Origin of the sequence: Actinomycetospora flava (assembly GCF_037400335.1) — a bacterium.
Taxonomy (GTDB): Bacteria; Actinomycetota; Actinomycetes; order Mycobacteriales; family Pseudonocardiaceae; genus Actinomycetospora; species Actinomycetospora flava.
In genome coordinates this window covers 426,523-443,199 of sequence record NZ_JBBEGM010000001.1, presented here as the reverse complement: position 1 = coordinate 443,199, position 16,677 = coordinate 426,523, and the positions used below count along the sequence as shown (strand labels likewise).

Genomic DNA, 16,677 nt, shown 5'->3' with positions numbered 1-16,677 from the left:
GGGCCTCCAGGCCCGGAAAGTGCTCACAACGATGGGAGGCCCTGTCATGCCGCTCGTGCAGATCACCCTCGCCCGGGGCCGCACCCCCGAGCAGCTCGCCGCGCTGGGCGAGGAGGTCACCGCCGCCGTCACCAGGGCGGTCGGCGCGCCCCCCGGCAACGTGCGCGTCGTCGTCACCGAGTGCGAACCGGAGCACTGGTTCGTGGGCGGGGAGTCGCTGGCCGCGCTGCGGGCGTCCGGTCAGCGGTGAGCCTGATACGCGTCGAGGCGCCGGGTGTCGTCACGAGCGACGACGGCCGGCGCTTCGTCGTGCTCGCGGTGCCCGACGGCCTGCGCGTCGTCGACGCCGCGTGCCCGCACAACCGGGGCCCGCTCGAGCAGGGCTGGGTGCGGGAGGGGAACACGATCGTGTGCCCCTGGCACTGGTACCGCTTCGACCTCGACACCGGCGAGTGCGCGACCTCCCCGCAGCACGTCCTCGGGGTGCACCCGGTGCGGGTGATCGACGGTGTCACCTACGCCGACGTCGGCGATCCGCCCCGGGAACTGTCGTGGTCGGAGCGCCTGCGGGCCCACGCGCGTGAGTAGTCCGCCCGGTTCGTCCCGGTCCTCCGCACGGGCCCGCGACGATCTCGCGAGGGGAGACCGGACGCCCCCGCCCGGGAGGTATGTTGCCGCGCGTGTCCTCCCCTTTCGGCGGCGGTTCCGGCTCCGGAGACCCTGATCGCCCGGAGTCGTTCGGTTCCCGGCCCACGCAGTACGGGCCCACCGCCGACCCCTACGGGCAGCAGTCGTCCGGACCCCAGCCGTACTACGGGGGACAGACCGGCGACCCGTCCCAGCAGGGATACGGGCAGCAGCCGTACGGCCAACAGCCCTACGGTCAGCAGCCGTACGGCCAGCCGGGGTACGGGCAGCCCTACGGCCAGCCCGGATACCCGCAGCAGGGCTACGGGCAGCCGTACGGGCAGCAGCAGCCCTACGGGCAGCCGGGCTACGGCCCGTACGGCGGCTACGGCTGGCAGCAGCAGCAGCAGCCGCCGCCGAAGAAGAACAAGGCGCTGCCCTGGCTCCTCGGCGGCGGCGCCGCGCTGATCGTCGCGGTGGTCGCGGTCGTCGTCCTGCTCGTCACCTTTGGCAGCAGCACGGTGGAGGGCGAGTCCGTGCGCTCGGTGCCGATCCCCGACGCCAACCCGGCGGGCATCACCGACACGATCACGCTCGACGGATCGGGCACGGTCTCGGCGCTCCAGGTCGACGTCACCATCAGCCACCCGTACGTCTGCGACCTCGTCGTCACCCTGCGCTCGCCGCAGGGCGCGACGGCCGTGCTCTCCGACCTCGACCAGTGCGACCGCAACCGCCCGGGCCTGGCCCTGACGCTCGACAGCAACCAGGGCGGCCCGCTCGCCCCGCTCGTCGGGCAGCCGGTCGCCGGCCCGTGGACGCTCTCGGTGGCCGACGGGGTCGCGATCGACCGCGGCACGCTCGACAGCTGGAAGATCAAGGTCGAGCGCTGACGGTGCCGTCCGGACGGAGCACCCGCCGCGACGCTCAGGTCGGGACGCGGGGTCGTCCGCCGAGGCGGGGTTGTCGGTGGGGGTCGATCCAGTGGGGTGGGGTGAACCAGGGTCGGCCGTCTCGGATGGTGACGGTCCAGTGGCCGTGGTGGAGCAGTTGGTGGTGGTAGCTGCACAGCAGCACGAGGTTGTCGATCTGGGTGGGGCCGTGGTCGCGCCAGTGGCGGATGTGGTGGGCGTGGCAGCGGCGGGGGCGGCGGGCGCAGTCGGGGAAGGCGCAGCCGCCGTCTCGCAGGTTGAGGGCGCGGCGGATGGCGTCGGTGACGGTGCGTTGGAGCCGTCCGACGTCGAGGGGTTCTGATTTCGCGCCGAGGACAATGGGGACGATGTCGGCGTCGCAGGCCCAGCGCCGCAGGGTGGCGGGGTGGACCGGGGCGCCGGAGTCGAGCAGCCCGTAGCCACGGTGGCGGGCGCGGGTGGTGAGGGTGTCGGTGAGCCACCGCTGGTCGAGGGTGATCGTCAGCAGTGCCCGCCCGGGTCGCTGGGCCCGCGCCGGTGCCCGTCCGGACGGCTCCGGGCGGCGGGGCGCGGGGATCAGCGCATCCGCGACCGTGTCGCCGGTCGTGCTGTCCTCAGTCTCGACGTTGGTGTCGGACTGGGTGTCGGTGGCGATGCCGTGCGGGCCGGCGGCGTCGTTGACGAGGTCTTTGAGTCCTTCGATGCGCCGCAGCTTGAGTTCGCGGTGATCGTCGGGCCCGCAGGGGGTCGCGAGGGTGTCGATGGTCTCGACGAACGCTTCGGCGTCGACCGGGTCGGACATCCGCCCCCGGAACAGCAGCATCCCGTTGCGGCGGCGGACGAACCACAGTTCGTCGTCGCGCCCGGCGTCCTCCTCGGGGGGTTCTTCGCCGTCGGGGTCGAGGTGGGCCAGCACCCGGTCCGCGACCGCCTGCAGCCCTTTCGGACCCAGCCGGGTCGCCTCGTCCGCCAGGGTGCGTTCCGCGGCGGTCCAGTCGTCGACGGGCAGGTCGTCGACGCGGTCGAGGCGGCGCATGGTGGTGCGGATGATCGCGATGTGCGCCGGCCCGACCTCCCCCGCCGCCGCCACGGTCGCGGTGGCCGGCAACCGCGGGGGTAGCGGCTCACCGGGCAGCGAGCTGCGGGGGCACAGGTCTCGCGCCTCGCCGACGAGGCGTTTCGCCTCGGCGGCGGGGATGCGCCACAGGGCCTCGAGCAGGCGGGAGGTGGAGCGGTCCCCGGACAGTTCGGCGACCTGGCCGCGGTCGAGCTCGGCGACCTGCTCGAGACGGCGGTAGCCCTTACGGCGGCGGGCGATCTCACCGAGGCGGGCGCGCTCGAGCGCGTCCCGTTCCACCGGCCCGAGCACCCGTTCGCTCATGTGTTCGAGAATACCAGGTCGGCGTCATCGGCGACACCGGCGTCGGGTTCGAAGGGAGCCGCAATCCCGATCCCGGAGCCTGCCCGAACACCATGGTCAGTGCTCCGGCTCGTGGCCGATCGCCGTGTCGCCGGTGGTCGTGACCTCGCCGGTCCAGCCGCAGGTGGCGCACCAGCAGTAGAAGCGCCGCGCGTCGCCCTCCCAGAACTCGTTCGCGAGCCCCAGGTCGCGGGCGCACGCCGGGCAGAAGCGGGGCGCGTCGCGGCGGTGGGCCTCGACGTCCGCGGCGAACCGCCGGTCGATCTTCGCGCCGGGCGAGCCGTCGGGAGTCGTCACAGCAGAGAGTCTCACCGCGGGATCGTCCCTGAGTCCACCTGCGCGGAAGTGTCGGGGGCGAGGGTCGCCGTGCCGATGCCGCCGGCCGGGGTGAACGACGGGCGCCCGGCCTCCTTGTCCGCCTCGACCCGCGCCGCCGCCGCGAGGTGGACCTGCTTGATCGGCTCGAGCGCGGGGGAGTAGCGCGTCGACCCCATGTTGCAGAAGTCGATCGCGAACTCGGCGCCGCCCGCGTGGAACTTGTCCTTCTCGCAGGGCAGGTCGATGCGCTCGTGCGGCTCGCGGATGGTGCCCAGGGGGTCCTCGCCCTTCGCGACGGCCTGCATCGCCTGGCGGAACATCTTGCGCAGCAGCGAGACCCCGATGTCCGAGCGCCCGAGGTGCTCGGTGGTGCGGTCGGTGATCGGCCCCTGCGTCACCCAGGCCATGATGTCCTGGCCCTCGACGTAGTTGACGACGTGGTTGCCGCGGTCGTCGAACACCGGGATCTCGTAGTCCGGCACGGACGCCTGCTCGACCGGCTCGTAGCCCTCGGGCGCGTGCACCGTGTAGAGCATGAACCGCGTGGTCGTGCGGTTGATCGGCACGCGGATCTGCATCTGGTGGATGCCGCCGCCCCCGACGCGCATGTTGTACGGGAAGACGAGCGGGTGCCCGACCTTCCAGTCGTCGTTGTCCTCGCTCGCCCCGGACAGCACGCGGCGCTTGATGATGCCCCACTCGAAGGCGTCGAAGCCGATGCGCTGGTGCTTCTTGCCGAACGACGCCGGGGCCTCGAAGCCCTCGTGGCGGCCGATGAACTCGAAGTAGCGCCCGTGCAGGTGCTCGACGTGGTGCGGGTCGACGGCGTTCTCCATGACCTGCACGTAGTTGCAGGGGATGTCCGCCCAGCCGATGTCGCGGTAGCCGTCCATCACGTAGACGTCGAAGCGCGGCAGCAGCGGCGCCGGGTCCGGCCCGATGTAGGCCCACACGAGCCCGCCGAGCTCCTCGACCTTGCCGGCCGTGGCGCGCACACGCTCCTGGAAGTTGGTGTTCGCCTTCTCCGCGGGCTGGTCGGTGCACGCACCGTCGGTGTCGAACTTCCAGCCGTGGTACGGGCAGCGCAGCCCGTCGCCCTCGACGACGCCGTAGGCCATGGACGCCTTCCGGTGCGGGCAGGGCTCGGGGATGATCCCGTACTTCCCGGACGGCGAGCGCCACAGCGCGAAGAACTCGCCGAGCAGCTCCACGCGCTTGACCGGGAACTCCGTGAGCTCCCGGGCGAACGCGACGGGGTACCAGTAGCGGCGCAGCACCTCGCCCATCGGCGTGCCGGCCTCGACGGCGGTGAGTTCCTCGTTCTGCTCGGCGGTCAGCACGTGCGTCCTCCCGGGGTGTGGCGGTGACCACGACGCTAAGCAGCCGCCGGACGACGGAGAAGAGCCGCGTCCCTCTCCGCGGGACGCAGGCGCTCAGGCGCCCTCGCGCCGGAAGCGGCGCCGGTAGGCGAGCGGCGATAGGCCCACCTCGTCGGCGAGATGGGCCCGCAGCGACGCCGCCGTCCCCAGTCCAGCGGCGGTGGCGACGCGGTCGACGGGCAGGTCGCTGCCCTCGAGCAGCCGCCGCGCGCGGGCGACCCGCTGGGCCACCAGCCACGCGTGCGGCGACGTCCCGGTCTCGGCGCGGAACCGGCGGGCGAAGGTGCGGACGCTCATCGAGGCGCGCGCCGCGAGGGCCGCGACGTCGATGTCCTCGTCGAGGTGCTCGACCGCCCACGCCCGCACCGCGCCCGTCGCACCGGCGCCGGCCGGGGGCAGCGGGTGGTCGATGAACTGGGCCTGCCCGCCGTCGCGCCACGGGGCGACGACGAGGTGGCGCGCGACGGCGTTGGCGACCTCCGCCCCGTGGTCGCCGCGCAGCACGTGCAGGCAGAGGTCGAGGCCGGCGGCGAGGCCCGCCGAGGTCGCGACGTCGCCGTCGTCGACGAACAGGACCGACTCGTCGACCTCGAGGTGGGGGTGCAGGGCGCGCAGCTCGGCGGCCCGGGCCCAGTGGGTGGCGACCCGCCGCCCGTCGAGGCGCCCGGCCGCGGCGAGGACGAACGCGCCCGTGCAGATCGAGAGCCAGCGGGCGTGGGCGGGGACGGTGTCGAGCGCGGCGAGCAGGTCGTCGGGCAGGACGCCGTCGCGGCGCGCGGGCACGTAGTGGGTCCCGGGCACGATCACGGTGTCCGCCGCCGCGAGCGCCTCGGGCCCGTGGTCGAGCAGCAGGGAGAACCCGGCGGTCGACGGGACGCGGTCGGTCAGGCCGCAGACGCGCACGTCGTAGAGCGGACCGTCGGGCCCCTCGGCGGTGCCGAAGACCTGCGGCGGGATCTGCAGGTCGAAGCCGACGACCTCGGGGAGGGCGAGGACGGCCACCACGTGAGCCATGGCCGGATTCTTGCACGACATGGCGTTCCGGCCACTGGTTCCGCGCCGGGCGGTCGTCCACGCTGTCCTCTCGTGACCGAGACGCGGCCCGACGCCCCGACCCCGAGCGAGCCCCGTCTCCGCTCCTCCGCCTGGCCGTGGGCGGTGGCGGCGACCGCGTTCGTGACGCTGCTCGGCGCGTCGGGCTTCCGGTCCGCGCCCGGCGTGTTCGTCGAGCCGCTGCACGCGGAGTTCGGCTGGTCGACGGCGACGATCTCCTCGGCCGTGTCGCTGAACCTGCTGCTCTACGGGGTCATGTCGCCGTTCGCCGCCGCGCTGATGGAACGCTTCGGGATGCGGCGCGTCGTCTCGATCGCCCTGCTGCTCGTCGCGGCGGGCAGCGGCCTCACGGTGTTCATGACCGCGGCCTGGCAGCTGGTCCTGCTCTGGGGCGTGCTCGTCGGGGTCGGCACCGGGTCGATGGCGCTGGCGTTCGTCGCGACGGTGGTCGGGCGCTGGTTCGTCGCGCGCCGCGGGCTCGTGTCCGGCGTCCTCACCGCGGCCCAGGCGGCCGGCGGGCTGGTGTTCCTGCCGCTGATGGCCTCGCTCGCGGGGTCGGTGGGCTGGCGGTTCGCCTCGCTGGTGGTCGCGGCGGGGGCGCTCGTCGTCGTGCCGCTGGTGCTGCTCCTGCTGCGCGACCGGCCCTCCGACGTCGGCACCGTCGCGCACGGGGCCGCGACCGGCGAGGCCGAGCCCGAGGAGGTCGTCACCACCGGCGCGGCGCGGCGCACCGTCACCGTGCTGCTCGACGCCGCGCGCACCAGCACGTTCTGGCTGCTCGCGGGCGGGTTCGCGATCTGCGGCGCGACCACCGTGGGGCTGCTCAACACCCACTTCGTGCCCGCCGCGCACGACCACGGCATGCCCGCGACGACCGCCGCGGGGCTGCTCGCGGTGGTCGGCGTGTTCGACGTCGCGGGCACGATCGCCTCGGGCTACCTCACCGACCGCGTCGACCCGCGCAAGCTGCTCGCCGTCTACTACGTGCTGCGCGGCGCGTCCCTCATGGTGCTGCCGTTCCTGCTCGCGCCGACCGCGGCGCCGCCGCTGTGGGCGTTCATCATCTTCTACGGGCTCGACTGGGTCGCGACGGTGCCGCCGACCGTCGCCCTGTGCCGCGAGCACTTCGGCTCGCGCGCGCCGATCGTCTTCGGTTGGGTCTTCGCGGCGCACCAGGTGGGGTCGGCCATCGCGGCCGTGGGCGCCGGGCTGATCCGGGACCTCACCGGCGCGTACGACGGTGCCTGGTGGTCGGCGGGCGCGCTGTGCCTGGTGGCCGCGGGACTCTCGGTCGCGATCCGTCGCGCCGCGCGCACCCCGGCGGGGCTAGCCTCCGGCGGGTGACGATCACCGAGCACCCCGGCGCCGACGACCGCGACTGGGGCGGGCGCCTCCCGCGCAACGAGTCGCTCGACCTCGACGACGACCAGCGCGCCGCCCGCGAGAAGCTGCTCGAGAACGCCGGGGCCTGGGCGGAGCGCTCCGGCTTCGCGCCCACCGACGACCAGGGTGGGCTGATCGGCCCCTTCAACCCGTTCGTCCTGCGCCCCGAGCCGGCGCGGGCGTTCAACCGCTGGGTGGTCGCCGACCAGCGCGGATCGTCGCTCTCGGCGCCGATCCGGGAGGTCGTCATCCTCACCGTCGGCATCGCCTGGCAGGCCGACTACGAGATCTACGCCCACGTCGCCGTGGCCCGGTCGGTCGGGCTGTCCGAGACGGTGGTCGCGGGCCTGCGCGGGGGCTCGACCGAGGGTTTCGCGCCCGACGAGCTCGCCGCCCACCGGTTCACCGACGAGCTCGTGCGCACCCACCGCGTCACGCCGGAGACCTACGCGACCGCCGAGGAGACCTTCGGGCGCGACGGTGTCCTCGACATGGTGCACCTGGTCGGGATGTACCTCGCGACCTCGGCGCTGCTCAACGCCTTCGAGATCCCGGCGCCGCCGATCCCGGACTAGGTTCTGCCCTCGTGGAGCGCCCGAGCTGGCAGTTGAGCTCGGTGCGCAACGCGGCGCGGCTGCTCAAGGAGTTCTCGGTCACCGACCGCGAGCTGGGGGTCGCCGAGCTCGCCCGCCGCCTCGGGCTCGGCACGAGCACGGTGCACCGGCTGCTCGCCACGCTCGCCGACGAGCGCCTCCTCGAGCGCGGGCCCGGCGGCACCTACCGGCTGGGCCTGGCGGTCCACGAGCTCGGGGCGAGCGTCGCCCCGCACGTCGGGCTGCACGAGGCGGCGATGCCCGCCATGGCCGGCCTGCGCCACGCCACGGGGGAGACCGTGCAGCTCGCGGTGCTCGACGGGATGGACTCGGTGTACGTCGAGCGACTGGAGAGCCCGCACACCGTCCGGATCTTCGCCCGGGTCGGGACGCGCCTGCCGGCGACGACGACGAGCACGGGCAAGGTCCTGCTGGCCGCCCTGCCGCCCGACGAGCTCGAGGCCCGCCTCGCGACCTGGTCCCCGGAGCGGCCCACCCCGCACTCGATCACCGACCCGGTGACGCTGCGCCGGCGCCTGGCCGAGATCGCCGAGCGGGGCTGGGCCGACAACCGCGAGGAGAGCCGGCTGGGCGTCGTGTCGGTCGGGGCGCTGATCCGCGACGGCGCGGGCGAGTCGGTCGCGGCGGTGAGCGTGGCCGTCCCCGTCACGCGCGCGGCCGCGGCCACCATGCGCCGCTACACGACGCTCGTCACCGACACCGCCGACGTGATCAGCCGGCGGCTCGCGCTGACGTAGCGGACCGCTCGGACGGTGGCACAGCTCACACTTTCGGGGTGATCCGCCCTATCCTGAGCGGGAGCCGGAACCCCCTGGAGCGCCCGTGACCACCGAATCGCAGGATGTCGCCTCGCCCGAGTTCTATCTCGACCAGGCCCTGGCCGCGTTCGAGCGGGCGCTCGCCCTGACGGACGCCGACGAGCGCCCGGTGACATACGGCGTCCTGCTGCACGACATCGCCCAGGTCCACGAGTCGAGCGGACGGGTCCTGGAGGCGGCGGACCTCTACCGTCGCTCGGCGGCGGCGAAGCGCACCGGCGCGGCCCCGGAAGACCTGCAGATCACCCTGACCTCCCTGGCGAAGTGTCTCCTCCGCGCGGGGGAGATCGAGGAGGCCCACGTCGTGGCCGACGAGGCCGCCGAGCTGCTGAGCCGCCCGGGGATGGATCTGAGCCGGTCACGGCGGGCGGACCGGGTGTACCGCCTGGGCCTGCTCTACGAACAGTTGGGTGACCAGGGTGCGGTCGGCGCCTACCGGCAGGCCCTGGAGACGTTCGAGTGGGCGCTGACGCTGATCGACGAGCAGGCGCGCCCCGGCACCTGCGGGGGCGTCCTGCGGGCGGCGGCGCGGATGCAGGTGCTCCTGGGCCGGGTCCAGGACGCGGCAGTGAGCCTGACCGAAGCGGTCCGCTTCCTGGACCGTCACGGGGACCCGGTCGCCCAGGTGTCCGGCCTGATCGACCTCGGGCGCGTCTACCAGCGGCTGGCGGACGACAGTGCGGCCGCGCCGGCGATCCCGGCGCCCCGGGCGCCGGAGGCCTCCGATCCCGGTGCCGCCTCCGACACCGCCGCGCCCACCGAGGCCGACGACGAGGGGACCGAGGGCGAGACCGAGAACGACGGCAAAGCGGCCGACGGACCCGACGGCTGATGCTGCGCAGGTGAGTGATCCGGGTCGCCCTGGCGACCCGGATCACTCACCTGGCGAAGCCGTCACCGTCCCGGGATCGGCTTGCCGGAGAACAGGTACTTCTGGGCCAGCGCCACCGGGTCGTAGGCCGTCGGCGCGGCCTCCTCCGGCGCCGCGGTCACCGTCACGGGGCGGGTCTGCACGATGCAGACCGGGTCGCCCGCGCGGCGGTGGCGGCTGATCACCCACTCCACGTCCACCGGGTGGCCGTAGTGCTCCTCGATGGAGCGGACGGCCGACGCGATCGCGCCGATCTGCTCCTCGTCGAGCACCTGCCGGTCGGCGAGCTTGGCCGGCATCTCGATCTCGGTGACCGCGCCGACCGCGAAGTCGAACGCCGACACGACCCGCTTGTGCGCGACGTCGTACTTCAGCACCCGGCCGTCGGCCTTGCCGATCTCGACGTGGTCGGGGTCGACGAGGCCCTGCACGATCGCCTCGCCCCAGCCCCAGCTGGTCTCGACGACGATCCGGTCGGACTTCCCGGTGACCGGGTGGACCGAGAACGCCACGCCCGACGCGCGGGCGTGGATCAGCTCGATGACGCCGACGGCGATCGGCATCGCGTGGTGGCTGATGCCCTTGCGCAGCCGGTAGGCGAGCGCGCGGGCGGTGAACAGCGAGCCCCAGCAGTTGCGGACGGCGTCGAGGACCCGCTCGATCCCCGACACCCCGAGGTAGGTGTCGAAGATGCCCGCGAACGAGGCGTCGGCGGCGTCCTCGCCGGTGGCCGACGAGCGCACCGCGACCGGCACGTTGACGTCGACGGCGCGCAGGCAGAGCTCCTCGTAGGCCTCGGTGAGCCGGGCCGTGAGGTGCTCGCCGACGGGCGTCGCCGTGAACATCGCCCGGATCTCCGCCGACGCCGCCTCGATCTCGGCCTCGCTCGGCGACGCACCGAGTCGCCCGATCACCGCGTCGATGCGCTCGTCGAGGCCCGACTCGCGGCAGTGCCCGGAGTAGGCGTCGACGGTGACCGCGAAGCCCTGCGGCACCTCCACACCCGAGCGCAGGAGCTCGGCGAGCCGCCCCATCTTCGAGCCGCCGGCCGCGATGGCCCGCTGCGGGTCGACCTCGTCGATCCAGACGACGGCGTCGCAGCTGTGCCCCGTGACGGGTGTGACGGTGGGGGTCGGCTCGACGGGGTCGGGCACGGTCATGCGTACCTCCGCAGCGGCGGTCACCCGGCGACCCCCGCGGGCGTCTCGGCGGCGGTGTCCGGGGTGGTGGTGGCCTTCGTGAGGATGGTGACGGTGCCGGTGGTGCCGTCGACCTCGATCTCGTCGCCGTCGGTGATCGACAGCGTCGCGACGCCGACCGCGGTGACCGTCGGGACGCCGTACTCACGACCGACGATCGCCGCGTGGGACAGCATGCCGCCCCCGTCGCAGACGGCGCCAGCGATCTTGCCGAACGCCGGCGTCCAGTTCGGCGACGTCGACTCGCAGACGAGGATCGAGCCGGGCTCGAGGCGATGCAGCTCGTCGGACGACTGCAGCACGCGGGCGATGCCGCGCGCGGTGCCCTTGGCGGCCGCTACGCCCGACATCACCGTCTGCTTCGCGGCGTCCGGGTTCTGCACGGCCTTGATCGCGCCGGGGTTGAGCCCGAAGATCTCGATGAGCACCGGGTCCTCGACGGCCTCGGGGATCGTGCCGAGCACCTTGGGCATCTCGCTGCGCTTGGCGAACCAGTGGTCGAAGTACTGGCGGCGCTCGCCGACGAGGCTCTTGAGCTCGCCCGCGTACGGGCGCCGCCCGCTGGCGACGTCCAGGAGCTCCGGCCAGAACAGGTAGAGCATGTCGTCCCTGTCGTCGGCGTTCTCGCGCCGCGCCAGCTCCTGGCACCCCCACCGCAGCGGGAGCATGACCTTGAGGTCGATGTAGTAGTTGTGGTCGTCCTGCCACCAGGGGAAGTTGGCCGCCTGGTTGGACTGCAGGCCGGCGTCGAAGACCGCCTGCTCCTCGCGCGTCAGGCCCGAGCGTGCGTTGTCGATCGCCTCGTCGCGCTCGGCGACCGCGTTGCGGGCGGCGGCCTCGAAGTCGTGGGCGTCGTCGCGCTTGAGGAACGTCTTGACCAGGCCGAGCGGGATCGTGTTGTCCTCGATCCAGCTCGGGACGCCGACGTCGCAGGTGGCCTCGGCACGCCAGCCGTAGACCTGCAGGAAGTCGTCGAACTCGGTCAGCCAGATCGACGCGGCGCCGCCGTGCCGGCCCAGCGCCTCGCGCAGCTGGTGCGGCTCGTTCTCCTCGAAGACCGCCTCGAGCCCGCCCTGGCGGGCCCGCAGGGCGAGCTTGTAGAGCTCGCGGTCGGTCTCCATGATCTTGGTGTCCTCGCCCTGGAGGAACTTGCCGATCTCGCTGGGGTTGATCCCCATGTCGGCGCAGGCGCCGTAGAACCCGAGGAAGTTCGCCAGCATCGGGTACATGACGCCGAAGTGGATCTCCATCGAGCGCTTGTGGTAGCGCCGGCCCTGGGTCAGCAGCTCGGTGAGGTCCGGGACCCCGGCGAAGTCGACGCCGCGGAAGTACTGCCAGGTCGACTCCAGCTCGTCGCGGCCGGCCTCCCAGATCGAGCGGTAGTTCTGCAGGAAGTGGGGGAGGTTCGTCGCGATGCGGTTGGCCCGGGCGCCGATCTCGCGGGGGTCGGTCTCGGGCAGGGCGCAGCCGTAGAGGTGGGTGCCGGCGAAGCGTGCGGTGATGCCGCGGCCGGGCGGGAGCGGCAGCGCCTCGGCGGCGTGCTGGGTGCCCCAGCAGTAGCCGTCGGAGCTCCACAGGGTCGCCGCGAGCGGGGTCAGGCCGCGCGACCAGTGGAAGTCCAGGAACCAGAAGCCCTGCTCGTCCCCGGGCCGGAACGGGCCGGCGGCGTCGACGATGTACGGCGACTCGAAGTGCTCCGGCTTGAACCCCGGGTACCACTCGCCCGTGGCGAACTCGTCCACCGGCACCACGTTGGCCATCTGATCCTCCTCGTCGATGAGCGCGGGGTCACCGTTCATCCCGACGGCGCTGTGATGCAAGCAACACGTTCCTCCACCGCGAACGTTGCCCGCCGCCGAACGGGGGCGTGGGTGGCCCGCCCGGGTGTCCCTAGGGTGCCGGGGCATGACCGAGCCGCTCGCCGTCGTCGTCGGCGCCACCGGGGCCCTGGGCGGGGCGATCGTGCGCCGGCTGCGCTCGCGCGGGCTGCCCGTGCTCGCCGTGGCCCGCTCGGGCGAGGCGCTCGCGGCGCTGTCGGCCGACGACGAGGGCGTCGGGGCGTGCGCGGCGGACATCGGCGACGACGGCGCGGGCGCGGTGATCGCCGAGGCGCTGCGCACCCGGGACCTGCCGGTGCGGATGGTCGTGCAGGCCGCCGGGCTGCCCGCGCTCGGGGGCCTCGACGCCGTCGAGCCCGCGGCGCTCGGGGCGGCGGTCGCGCTCAAGGTCGGCGGGCTGCTACGCCTGGTGCGCGCCGCCGACCCGTGGCTGACCGACGGCTCGCGGATCGTCGCGCTCGGCGGGCACTACGGCGCCGAGCCGTCGCCGCACGTCCCGGGCGCGGGGGTCACCAACGCGGCGCTGGCCAACCTCGTGCGCCAGCTCGCCGACGCCTACGGCGCGCGGGGGATCACCGCGCACCTCGTCGCCCCGGGGCCCGCCGACACCGACCGGCTGCGCCGGCTCTCGGCCTCGCAGGCCGCGGCGCGCGGCGTCGACGTGGAGGACGTCCTCGCCGAGCGCCGAGCCGAGTCGCCCCTGGGGGCGATGGTCACCCCGGAGCAGGTCGGCTGGGCGGTCGCGACGCTGCTCGACCCCGAGGCGTCGGCGCTGACCGGCTCCACCCTGGCCCTGGACATGGGCGCGCGCCGGGGGATCTAGAGCCCGGCCGTCCTAGATTCGTTCCGCCTGCGCCACCACCGCGCCGATCACCGCCGGGCCGTGCGCGAGGACGGCGTCGTTGTGGTCGGCACCCGGCACGGCCACGACGTCCCCGCCGGCCGCGGCGGCCACCGCGCGGCTCTGGGCGGGCGGGATCGTGCGGTCGGCCTCGCCGAGCACGACGGTGGTCGGCACCCGGGCCCGGGCGACCGTCTCGGCGACCGGGTACTCGTCAGCCAGCAGCGCCCGGACCGGCAGGAACGGGTAGACGAGCTCGCCGATCGAGGGCAGATCGACGAACGGCGAGCGCAGCACCATGCCCGCGACCGGCGCCCCTGAGGTCTCCGCCGCGAGCCGGGCGACCACCGCCGACCCCATGCTCTCGCCCAGGTAGAGCAACCGCCGGGGGTCGACGCCGCGCTCGCGGACGAGGTGGTCGCGGGCCGCGCGGGCGTCGGTCGCGAGCCCCTCCTCGCTCGGGCTGCCGGGGTTGCCGCCGAAGCCGCGGTAGTCGAACAGCAGGACGTCGAGCCCCTGCTCCGCGAGGGCCGCCGCCAGCGGTGAGCGCGCGGAGCGGTCGCCGGCGTTGCCGTTCGCGACCAGCACCGTCACCTCGCGCCGCTCCCCGCGCGCGGGGACGAACCACGCGCCGAGCGCCAGGCCGTCGGCGGTCGTGAGCGTGACGTCCTGCGCCTCCGCGAGCGCGGTCGCCGCCGGCTCGACAGGCCCGTCCGACGGCACGTAGACGAGCTCGCGCTGGAACAGCCACAGGCCGCCCACGAGGACGAGCGCGGCGACGAGCAGCACGGCGACGCCCGTGGCGACGAGCCGCGTCACGACCATGCCTGTTCGTCCTCTACGTCCGAAATGGTAGGGATTGTCCCCGACTGGGGAGGTGGTGCTCGTGGAGATCGCACTGGTCGCCGAGGAGGCCGCGGGGGCCCGCGCGCTGCAGCGGGTCGCGGGCAGTGGTCACCGTCTGCGCATGGTCCTCACCGCGAGCCGCGCGGACGAGCCCCGCAGCGTCGCCGCCGCGGCGGCCGAGCGGGGCGTGCTGACGCTGCCCGCGGAGCGCGTCCGCGACCCCGGACTCGCCGACGTGCTGCGCGACGCGGGGATCGACGTGCTGCTCAACGTCCACTCGCTCCACCTCGTCCGTCCCGAGGTCCTCGCGGCACCCCGCGTCGGGGCGTTCAACCTCCACCCCGGACCCCTGCCCGAGTGTGCGGGACTCAACGCCCCCAGTTGGGCGATCGCGCGAGGTCACGCCGAGCACGGCGTCACGTTGCACCGGATGGAGGCCGGGATCGACACCGGCGACGTCGTCGAGCAGGTCCGCTTCCCGATCACGCCGGAGGACACCGCGCTCACCGTCTCGGTGAAGTGCGTCGGGCGCGGCCAGGAGCTCGTCGACCGCCTGCTCGCGCACCTCGACGCCGGTGTCGTGCCGCAGCATCCGCAGGACCTCGCCACCCGGCGCTACTTCGGCCGCACGGTGCCGTACGAGGGCCGCGTGCCCTGGTCGAAGCCCGCCCGCGAGGTCGTCGACTTCGTCCGGGCCTGCGACTACGGGCCCTACCCGTCGCCCTGGGGCATCCCGACGACCGACCGCGACGGCACCGAGCTCGGCGTCGTGCGCCTCGCGACCACCGGGCAGCCGTGCCCCGGCCGGTCCGCCGGCGAGGTGGAGGTCGACGACGAGGGCCCGGTGGTCGCGACCGCCGACGAGTGGGTCCGCCCGCGCCGTCTCGTGGCGTCCGGGCGTGGCTGCGACCCGGCCGCGGTGCTGCGCGCCGGGGACCGGCTCGCCTAGACCACCTGCAGGCCGAGCGCCCGGCAGACGTCGGCGGCCTGCTCGGCGGAGACGATCGCCCCGCGCAGCAGCGCCGGCGTCTCCGGGGTGATCTCGCCGAGGTCGGCGCCGCGCAGGTCCGCGCCCTCGAGGCGGGCGTGGGTGAGATCGGTGCCGCGCAGCGCGCAGTCGGTGAGCACGGCGTCGCGCAGGTCGGCGCCCGAGAGGTCGGCGTCGGAGAGGTCGACGCGCGCGAGGCGCCAGCCGCGCAGGGCGGCGTCGGCGAGCCGCGCGAGGGCGAGCGAGCACCCGTCCACCGAGAACGTCACCGCGAGGCTGCGCATCCCGGTCAGGTCGGCGCCGATCATGCGGCAGTCGCGGAACTCCGTGTCGGTGAGCCGGGCGCCGACGAGGCGGGCGCGGGAGAGGTCGACGCCGGAGAGGACCGCGTCGGTGAGGTCGGCGTCGCCCAGGTCCGCCTCGGCCAGCGAGCCGCCCTCGACGGTCGCGCCGTCGAGGACCGCCCCGCGCAGCCGCGTCCTCGTCAGCGTGCAGCGCTCCAGAGTGGCCGTGGCCAGGTCGACGCCGGACAGGTCGAGCTCGCTGAGGTCGCAGCGCCGGAGCACCCACTGCCCGCCGTCGCTCAGCGCCTCGCGGACCGCCTCGGGGTCGGCGCGCGTGAAGTCGACGTCGGTGACCTCGTGGCCCTGCTCCAGCGCGGCGAGGGGGTCGGTGCTCACGGGCGGCGAGTCTGCCCTCACCCGGGGATCGGGGCTCCCGAGGGGACGCCGGCGGCGACATAGGCCTCGTACAGCTCCTCCCACGCCGGGGTGCGGCCCCCCGGTGCGCCGCCGGGGGTGCCGGCGAGCGCCCCGTCGAGGGCGTCGAGGCAGAGGTCCCAGCCGGCGGCGTTGCGCGAGGCACCGTCGCGCTCGTCCATGAGGTGCGTGAACGTCAACCGGGTGCGGCCGTCGCGCAGCGTCTCCACCTCGAACCAGAGCTGCTCGCCGCCCCACGAGAACCCGACGCGGTGCGGCGGCTCGTGGGCGAGGACCTCGCCGCCCCCGCCGTCGCCGTCGGCCTCGAAGGTGAAGGTGATCGGGGCGCCCCTCGTCCACCCGGCGGCCGGGGCGACGCGCGCCGGGAACCAGTGCGCCAGCTCGTCGGGGTCGGTGAGCATGGCGAAGACGCGGTCCGCGGGGTGGTCGTACTCGCGGACGAAGCGGAGCGCGGGGCGTCCGTCGATCTCGAGGTAGCTGCCGGTGGGGCTCACGGGGTGTCCTTCCGCGGATCGGTCTCCTCGAGGCGCCGTCCGAGGGCGTCGAGGCTGTCGGACCACAGCCGCCGGTAGGGCGCGAGCCAGGCGTCGAGGGCGACGAGCGGCGCCGGGTCGACCTCGTAGACCCGGCGCTGGGCCTCCGGCCGGGCGCGCACCAGGCCCGCCTCGCGGAGCACCCGCAGGTGCTTCGACGTGCTGGGCTGGCTGAGCGCGAGCAGGTCGACGAGCTCCCCGACGGCTCGCGGTCGCTCGCGCAGCAGGCCGAGCATGGCGCGCCGGTGCGGGTCGGCGAGGGCGGTCCACGTCCCGGCGTCCGCTGTGGTGGTCACGGCGCCGAGCATGCCGCACGAGG

19 protein-coding genes are annotated in these 16,677 nt (G+C 74.3%); 9 read left to right on the top strand and 10 right to left on the bottom strand.

Going from position 1 to position 16,677, the window contains the following annotated elements; all coding sequences use genetic code 11:
- The first annotated feature begins 46 nt into the window (after positions 1-46).
- The 3 genes from thmT to WCD58_RS02140 all read left to right on the top strand — a co-directional run bounded on the left by thmT (position 47) and on the right by WCD58_RS02140 (position 1,520).
- A complete protein-coding gene (gene thmT, locus WCD58_RS02150) occupies positions 47-250 on the top strand; it encodes a 2-hydroxymuconate tautomerase (RefSeq protein ID WP_337698982.1) in 204 nt (67 codons plus the stop codon).
- Complete coding sequence (locus WCD58_RS02145) at positions 247-588, top strand: Rieske (2Fe-2S) protein (RefSeq protein ID WP_337698980.1); 342 nt, start codon at positions 247-249, stop codon at positions 586-588. Before thmT ends, WCD58_RS02145 begins: the two co-directional genes overlap by 4 nt.
- Positions 589-680: 92 nt before the next feature.
- Entirely contained in the window at positions 681-1,520 is an 840-nt protein-coding gene (locus WCD58_RS02140) for a proprotein convertase P-domain-containing protein (protein WP_337698979.1), read from the top strand.
- A gap of 34 nt (positions 1,521-1,554) precedes the next feature.
- On the opposite strand, the gene WCD58_RS02135 is transcribed toward WCD58_RS02140, so the two are convergent.
- From WCD58_RS02135 to WCD58_RS02120, 4 genes are all read right to left on the bottom strand, one after another.
- Positions 1,555-2,919, bottom strand: a complete 1,365-nt coding sequence (locus tag WCD58_RS02135) for an HNH endonuclease signature motif containing protein (RefSeq protein ID WP_337698978.1) — start codon at positions 2,917-2,919, stop codon at positions 1,555-1,557.
- Positions 2,920-3,015: 96 nt separating this feature from the next.
- Positions 3,016-3,255, bottom strand: coding sequence for a hypothetical protein (locus WCD58_RS02130; RefSeq protein WP_337698977.1), 240 nt, complete (start codon positions 3,253-3,255; stop codon positions 3,016-3,018).
- 11 nt (positions 3,256-3,266) lie between these two features.
- Positions 3,267-4,616, bottom strand: a complete 1,350-nt coding sequence (locus tag WCD58_RS02125; RefSeq protein ID WP_337698976.1) for a Rieske 2Fe-2S domain-containing protein — start codon at positions 4,614-4,616, stop codon at positions 3,267-3,269.
- Positions 4,617-4,709: 93 nt separating this feature from the next.
- Positions 4,710-5,669 (bottom strand): GlxA family transcriptional regulator, encoded by a 960-nt coding sequence (locus WCD58_RS02120; RefSeq protein WP_337698975.1) that lies wholly within the window; start codon positions 5,667-5,669, stop codon positions 4,710-4,712.
- 72 nt (positions 5,670-5,741) lie between these two features.
- Here WCD58_RS02120 and WCD58_RS02115 point away from each other — a divergent pair, with 72 nt between their 5' ends.
- The 4 genes from WCD58_RS02115 to WCD58_RS02100 all read left to right on the top strand — a co-directional run bounded on the left by WCD58_RS02115 (position 5,742) and on the right by WCD58_RS02100 (position 9,355).
- Positions 5,742-7,052, top strand: coding sequence for an MFS transporter (locus WCD58_RS02115; protein WP_373696172.1), 1,311 nt, complete (start codon positions 5,742-5,744; stop codon positions 7,050-7,052).
- On the top strand, positions 7,049-7,666 hold the full coding sequence (locus WCD58_RS02110) for a carboxymuconolactone decarboxylase family protein (protein WP_337698974.1): 618 nt from the start codon (positions 7,049-7,051) through the stop codon (positions 7,664-7,666). The genes WCD58_RS02115 and WCD58_RS02110 overlap by 4 nt, the downstream gene beginning before the upstream one ends.
- A gap of 11 nt (positions 7,667-7,677) precedes the next feature.
- Positions 7,678-8,442: an IclR family transcriptional regulator gene (locus WCD58_RS02105; RefSeq protein ID WP_337698973.1), complete on the top strand. Its 765-nt coding sequence runs from the start codon at positions 7,678-7,680 to the stop codon at positions 8,440-8,442.
- 85 nt (positions 8,443-8,527) lie between these two features.
- On the top strand, positions 8,528-9,355 hold the full coding sequence (locus WCD58_RS02100) for a hypothetical protein (protein WP_337698972.1): 828 nt from the start codon (positions 8,528-8,530) through the stop codon (positions 9,353-9,355).
- Positions 9,356-9,417: 62 nt separating this feature from the next.
- Here the strand turns inward: WCD58_RS02100 and WCD58_RS02095 are convergent, their stop codons facing one another.
- Together WCD58_RS02095 and WCD58_RS02090 are read right to left on the bottom strand one after the other, a co-directional pair.
- Positions 9,418-10,554 (bottom strand): PEP/pyruvate-binding domain-containing protein, encoded by a 1,137-nt coding sequence (locus tag WCD58_RS02095; RefSeq protein WP_337698971.1) that lies wholly within the window; start codon positions 10,552-10,554, stop codon positions 9,418-9,420.
- A 20-nt stretch (positions 10,555-10,574) separates the two neighbouring features.
- Positions 10,575-12,353, bottom strand: a complete 1,779-nt coding sequence (locus tag WCD58_RS02090) for a PEP-utilizing enzyme (RefSeq protein WP_337698970.1) — start codon at positions 12,351-12,353, stop codon at positions 10,575-10,577.
- A gap of 145 nt (positions 12,354-12,498) precedes the next feature.
- On the opposite strand from WCD58_RS02090, the gene WCD58_RS02085 reads away from it, so the two are divergent.
- Positions 12,499-13,254 (top strand): SDR family oxidoreductase, encoded by a 756-nt coding sequence (locus WCD58_RS02085; protein WP_337698969.1) that lies wholly within the window; start codon positions 12,499-12,501, stop codon positions 13,252-13,254.
- A gap of 12 nt (positions 13,255-13,266) precedes the next feature.
- Here WCD58_RS02085 and WCD58_RS02080 read toward each other — a convergent pair whose 3' ends face one another.
- A complete protein-coding gene (locus tag WCD58_RS02080; RefSeq protein WP_337698968.1) occupies positions 13,267-14,097 on the bottom strand; it encodes an alpha/beta hydrolase in 831 nt (276 codons plus the stop codon).
- Between the two features lie 61 nt (positions 14,098-14,158).
- On the opposite strand from WCD58_RS02080, the gene WCD58_RS02075 reads away from it, so the two are divergent.
- Complete coding sequence (locus tag WCD58_RS02075) at positions 14,159-15,067, top strand: methionyl-tRNA formyltransferase (protein ID WP_337698967.1); 909 nt, start codon at positions 14,159-14,161, stop codon at positions 15,065-15,067.
- On the opposite strand, the gene WCD58_RS02070 is transcribed toward WCD58_RS02075, so the two are convergent.
- From WCD58_RS02070 to WCD58_RS02060, 3 genes are read right to left on the bottom strand one after another with little or no spacing between them, the layout of a single operon-like run.
- A complete protein-coding gene (locus WCD58_RS02070; protein ID WP_337698966.1) occupies positions 15,064-15,786 on the bottom strand; it encodes a pentapeptide repeat-containing protein in 723 nt (240 codons plus the stop codon). The genes WCD58_RS02075 and WCD58_RS02070 overlap by 4 nt on opposite strands.
- Before the next feature lie 17 nt (positions 15,787-15,803).
- Entirely contained in the window at positions 15,804-16,319 is a 516-nt protein-coding gene (locus tag WCD58_RS02065) for an SRPBCC domain-containing protein (protein ID WP_337698965.1), read from the bottom strand.
- Positions 16,316-16,654, bottom strand: coding sequence for an ArsR/SmtB family transcription factor (locus WCD58_RS02060; RefSeq protein ID WP_337698964.1), 339 nt, complete (start codon positions 16,652-16,654; stop codon positions 16,316-16,318). Before WCD58_RS02060 ends, WCD58_RS02065 begins: the two co-directional genes overlap by 4 nt.
- Positions 16,655-16,677: the final 23 nt, after the last annotated feature.

Bases quoted from the DNA above. Each gene is read 5' to 3' on its own strand.
- thmT (WP_337698982.1), top strand. From the start codon at position 47: ATGCCGCTCGTGCAGATCACCCTCGCCCGGGGCCGCACCCCCGAGCAG.
- WCD58_RS02135 (WP_337698978.1), bottom strand. From the start codon at position 2,919: ATGAGCGAACGGGTGCTCGGGCCGGTGGAACGGGACGCGCTCGAGCGC.
- WCD58_RS02120 (WP_337698975.1), bottom strand. From the start codon at position 5,669: ATGGCTCACGTGGTGGCCGTCCTCGCCCTCCCCGAGGTCGTCGGCTTC.
- WCD58_RS02095 (WP_337698971.1), bottom strand. From the start codon at position 10,554: ATGACCGTGCCCGACCCCGTCGAGCCGACCCCCACCGTCACACCCGTC.
- WCD58_RS02090 (WP_337698970.1), bottom strand. From the start codon at position 12,353: ATGGCCAACGTGGTGCCGGTGGACGAGTTCGCCACGGGCGAGTGGTAC.
- WCD58_RS02085 (WP_337698969.1), top strand. From the start codon at position 12,499: ATGACCGAGCCGCTCGCCGTCGTCGTCGGCGCCACCGGGGCCCTGGGC.
- WCD58_RS02080 (WP_337698968.1), bottom strand. From the start codon at position 14,097: ATGGTCGTGACGCGGCTCGTCGCCACGGGCGTCGCCGTGCTGCTCGTC.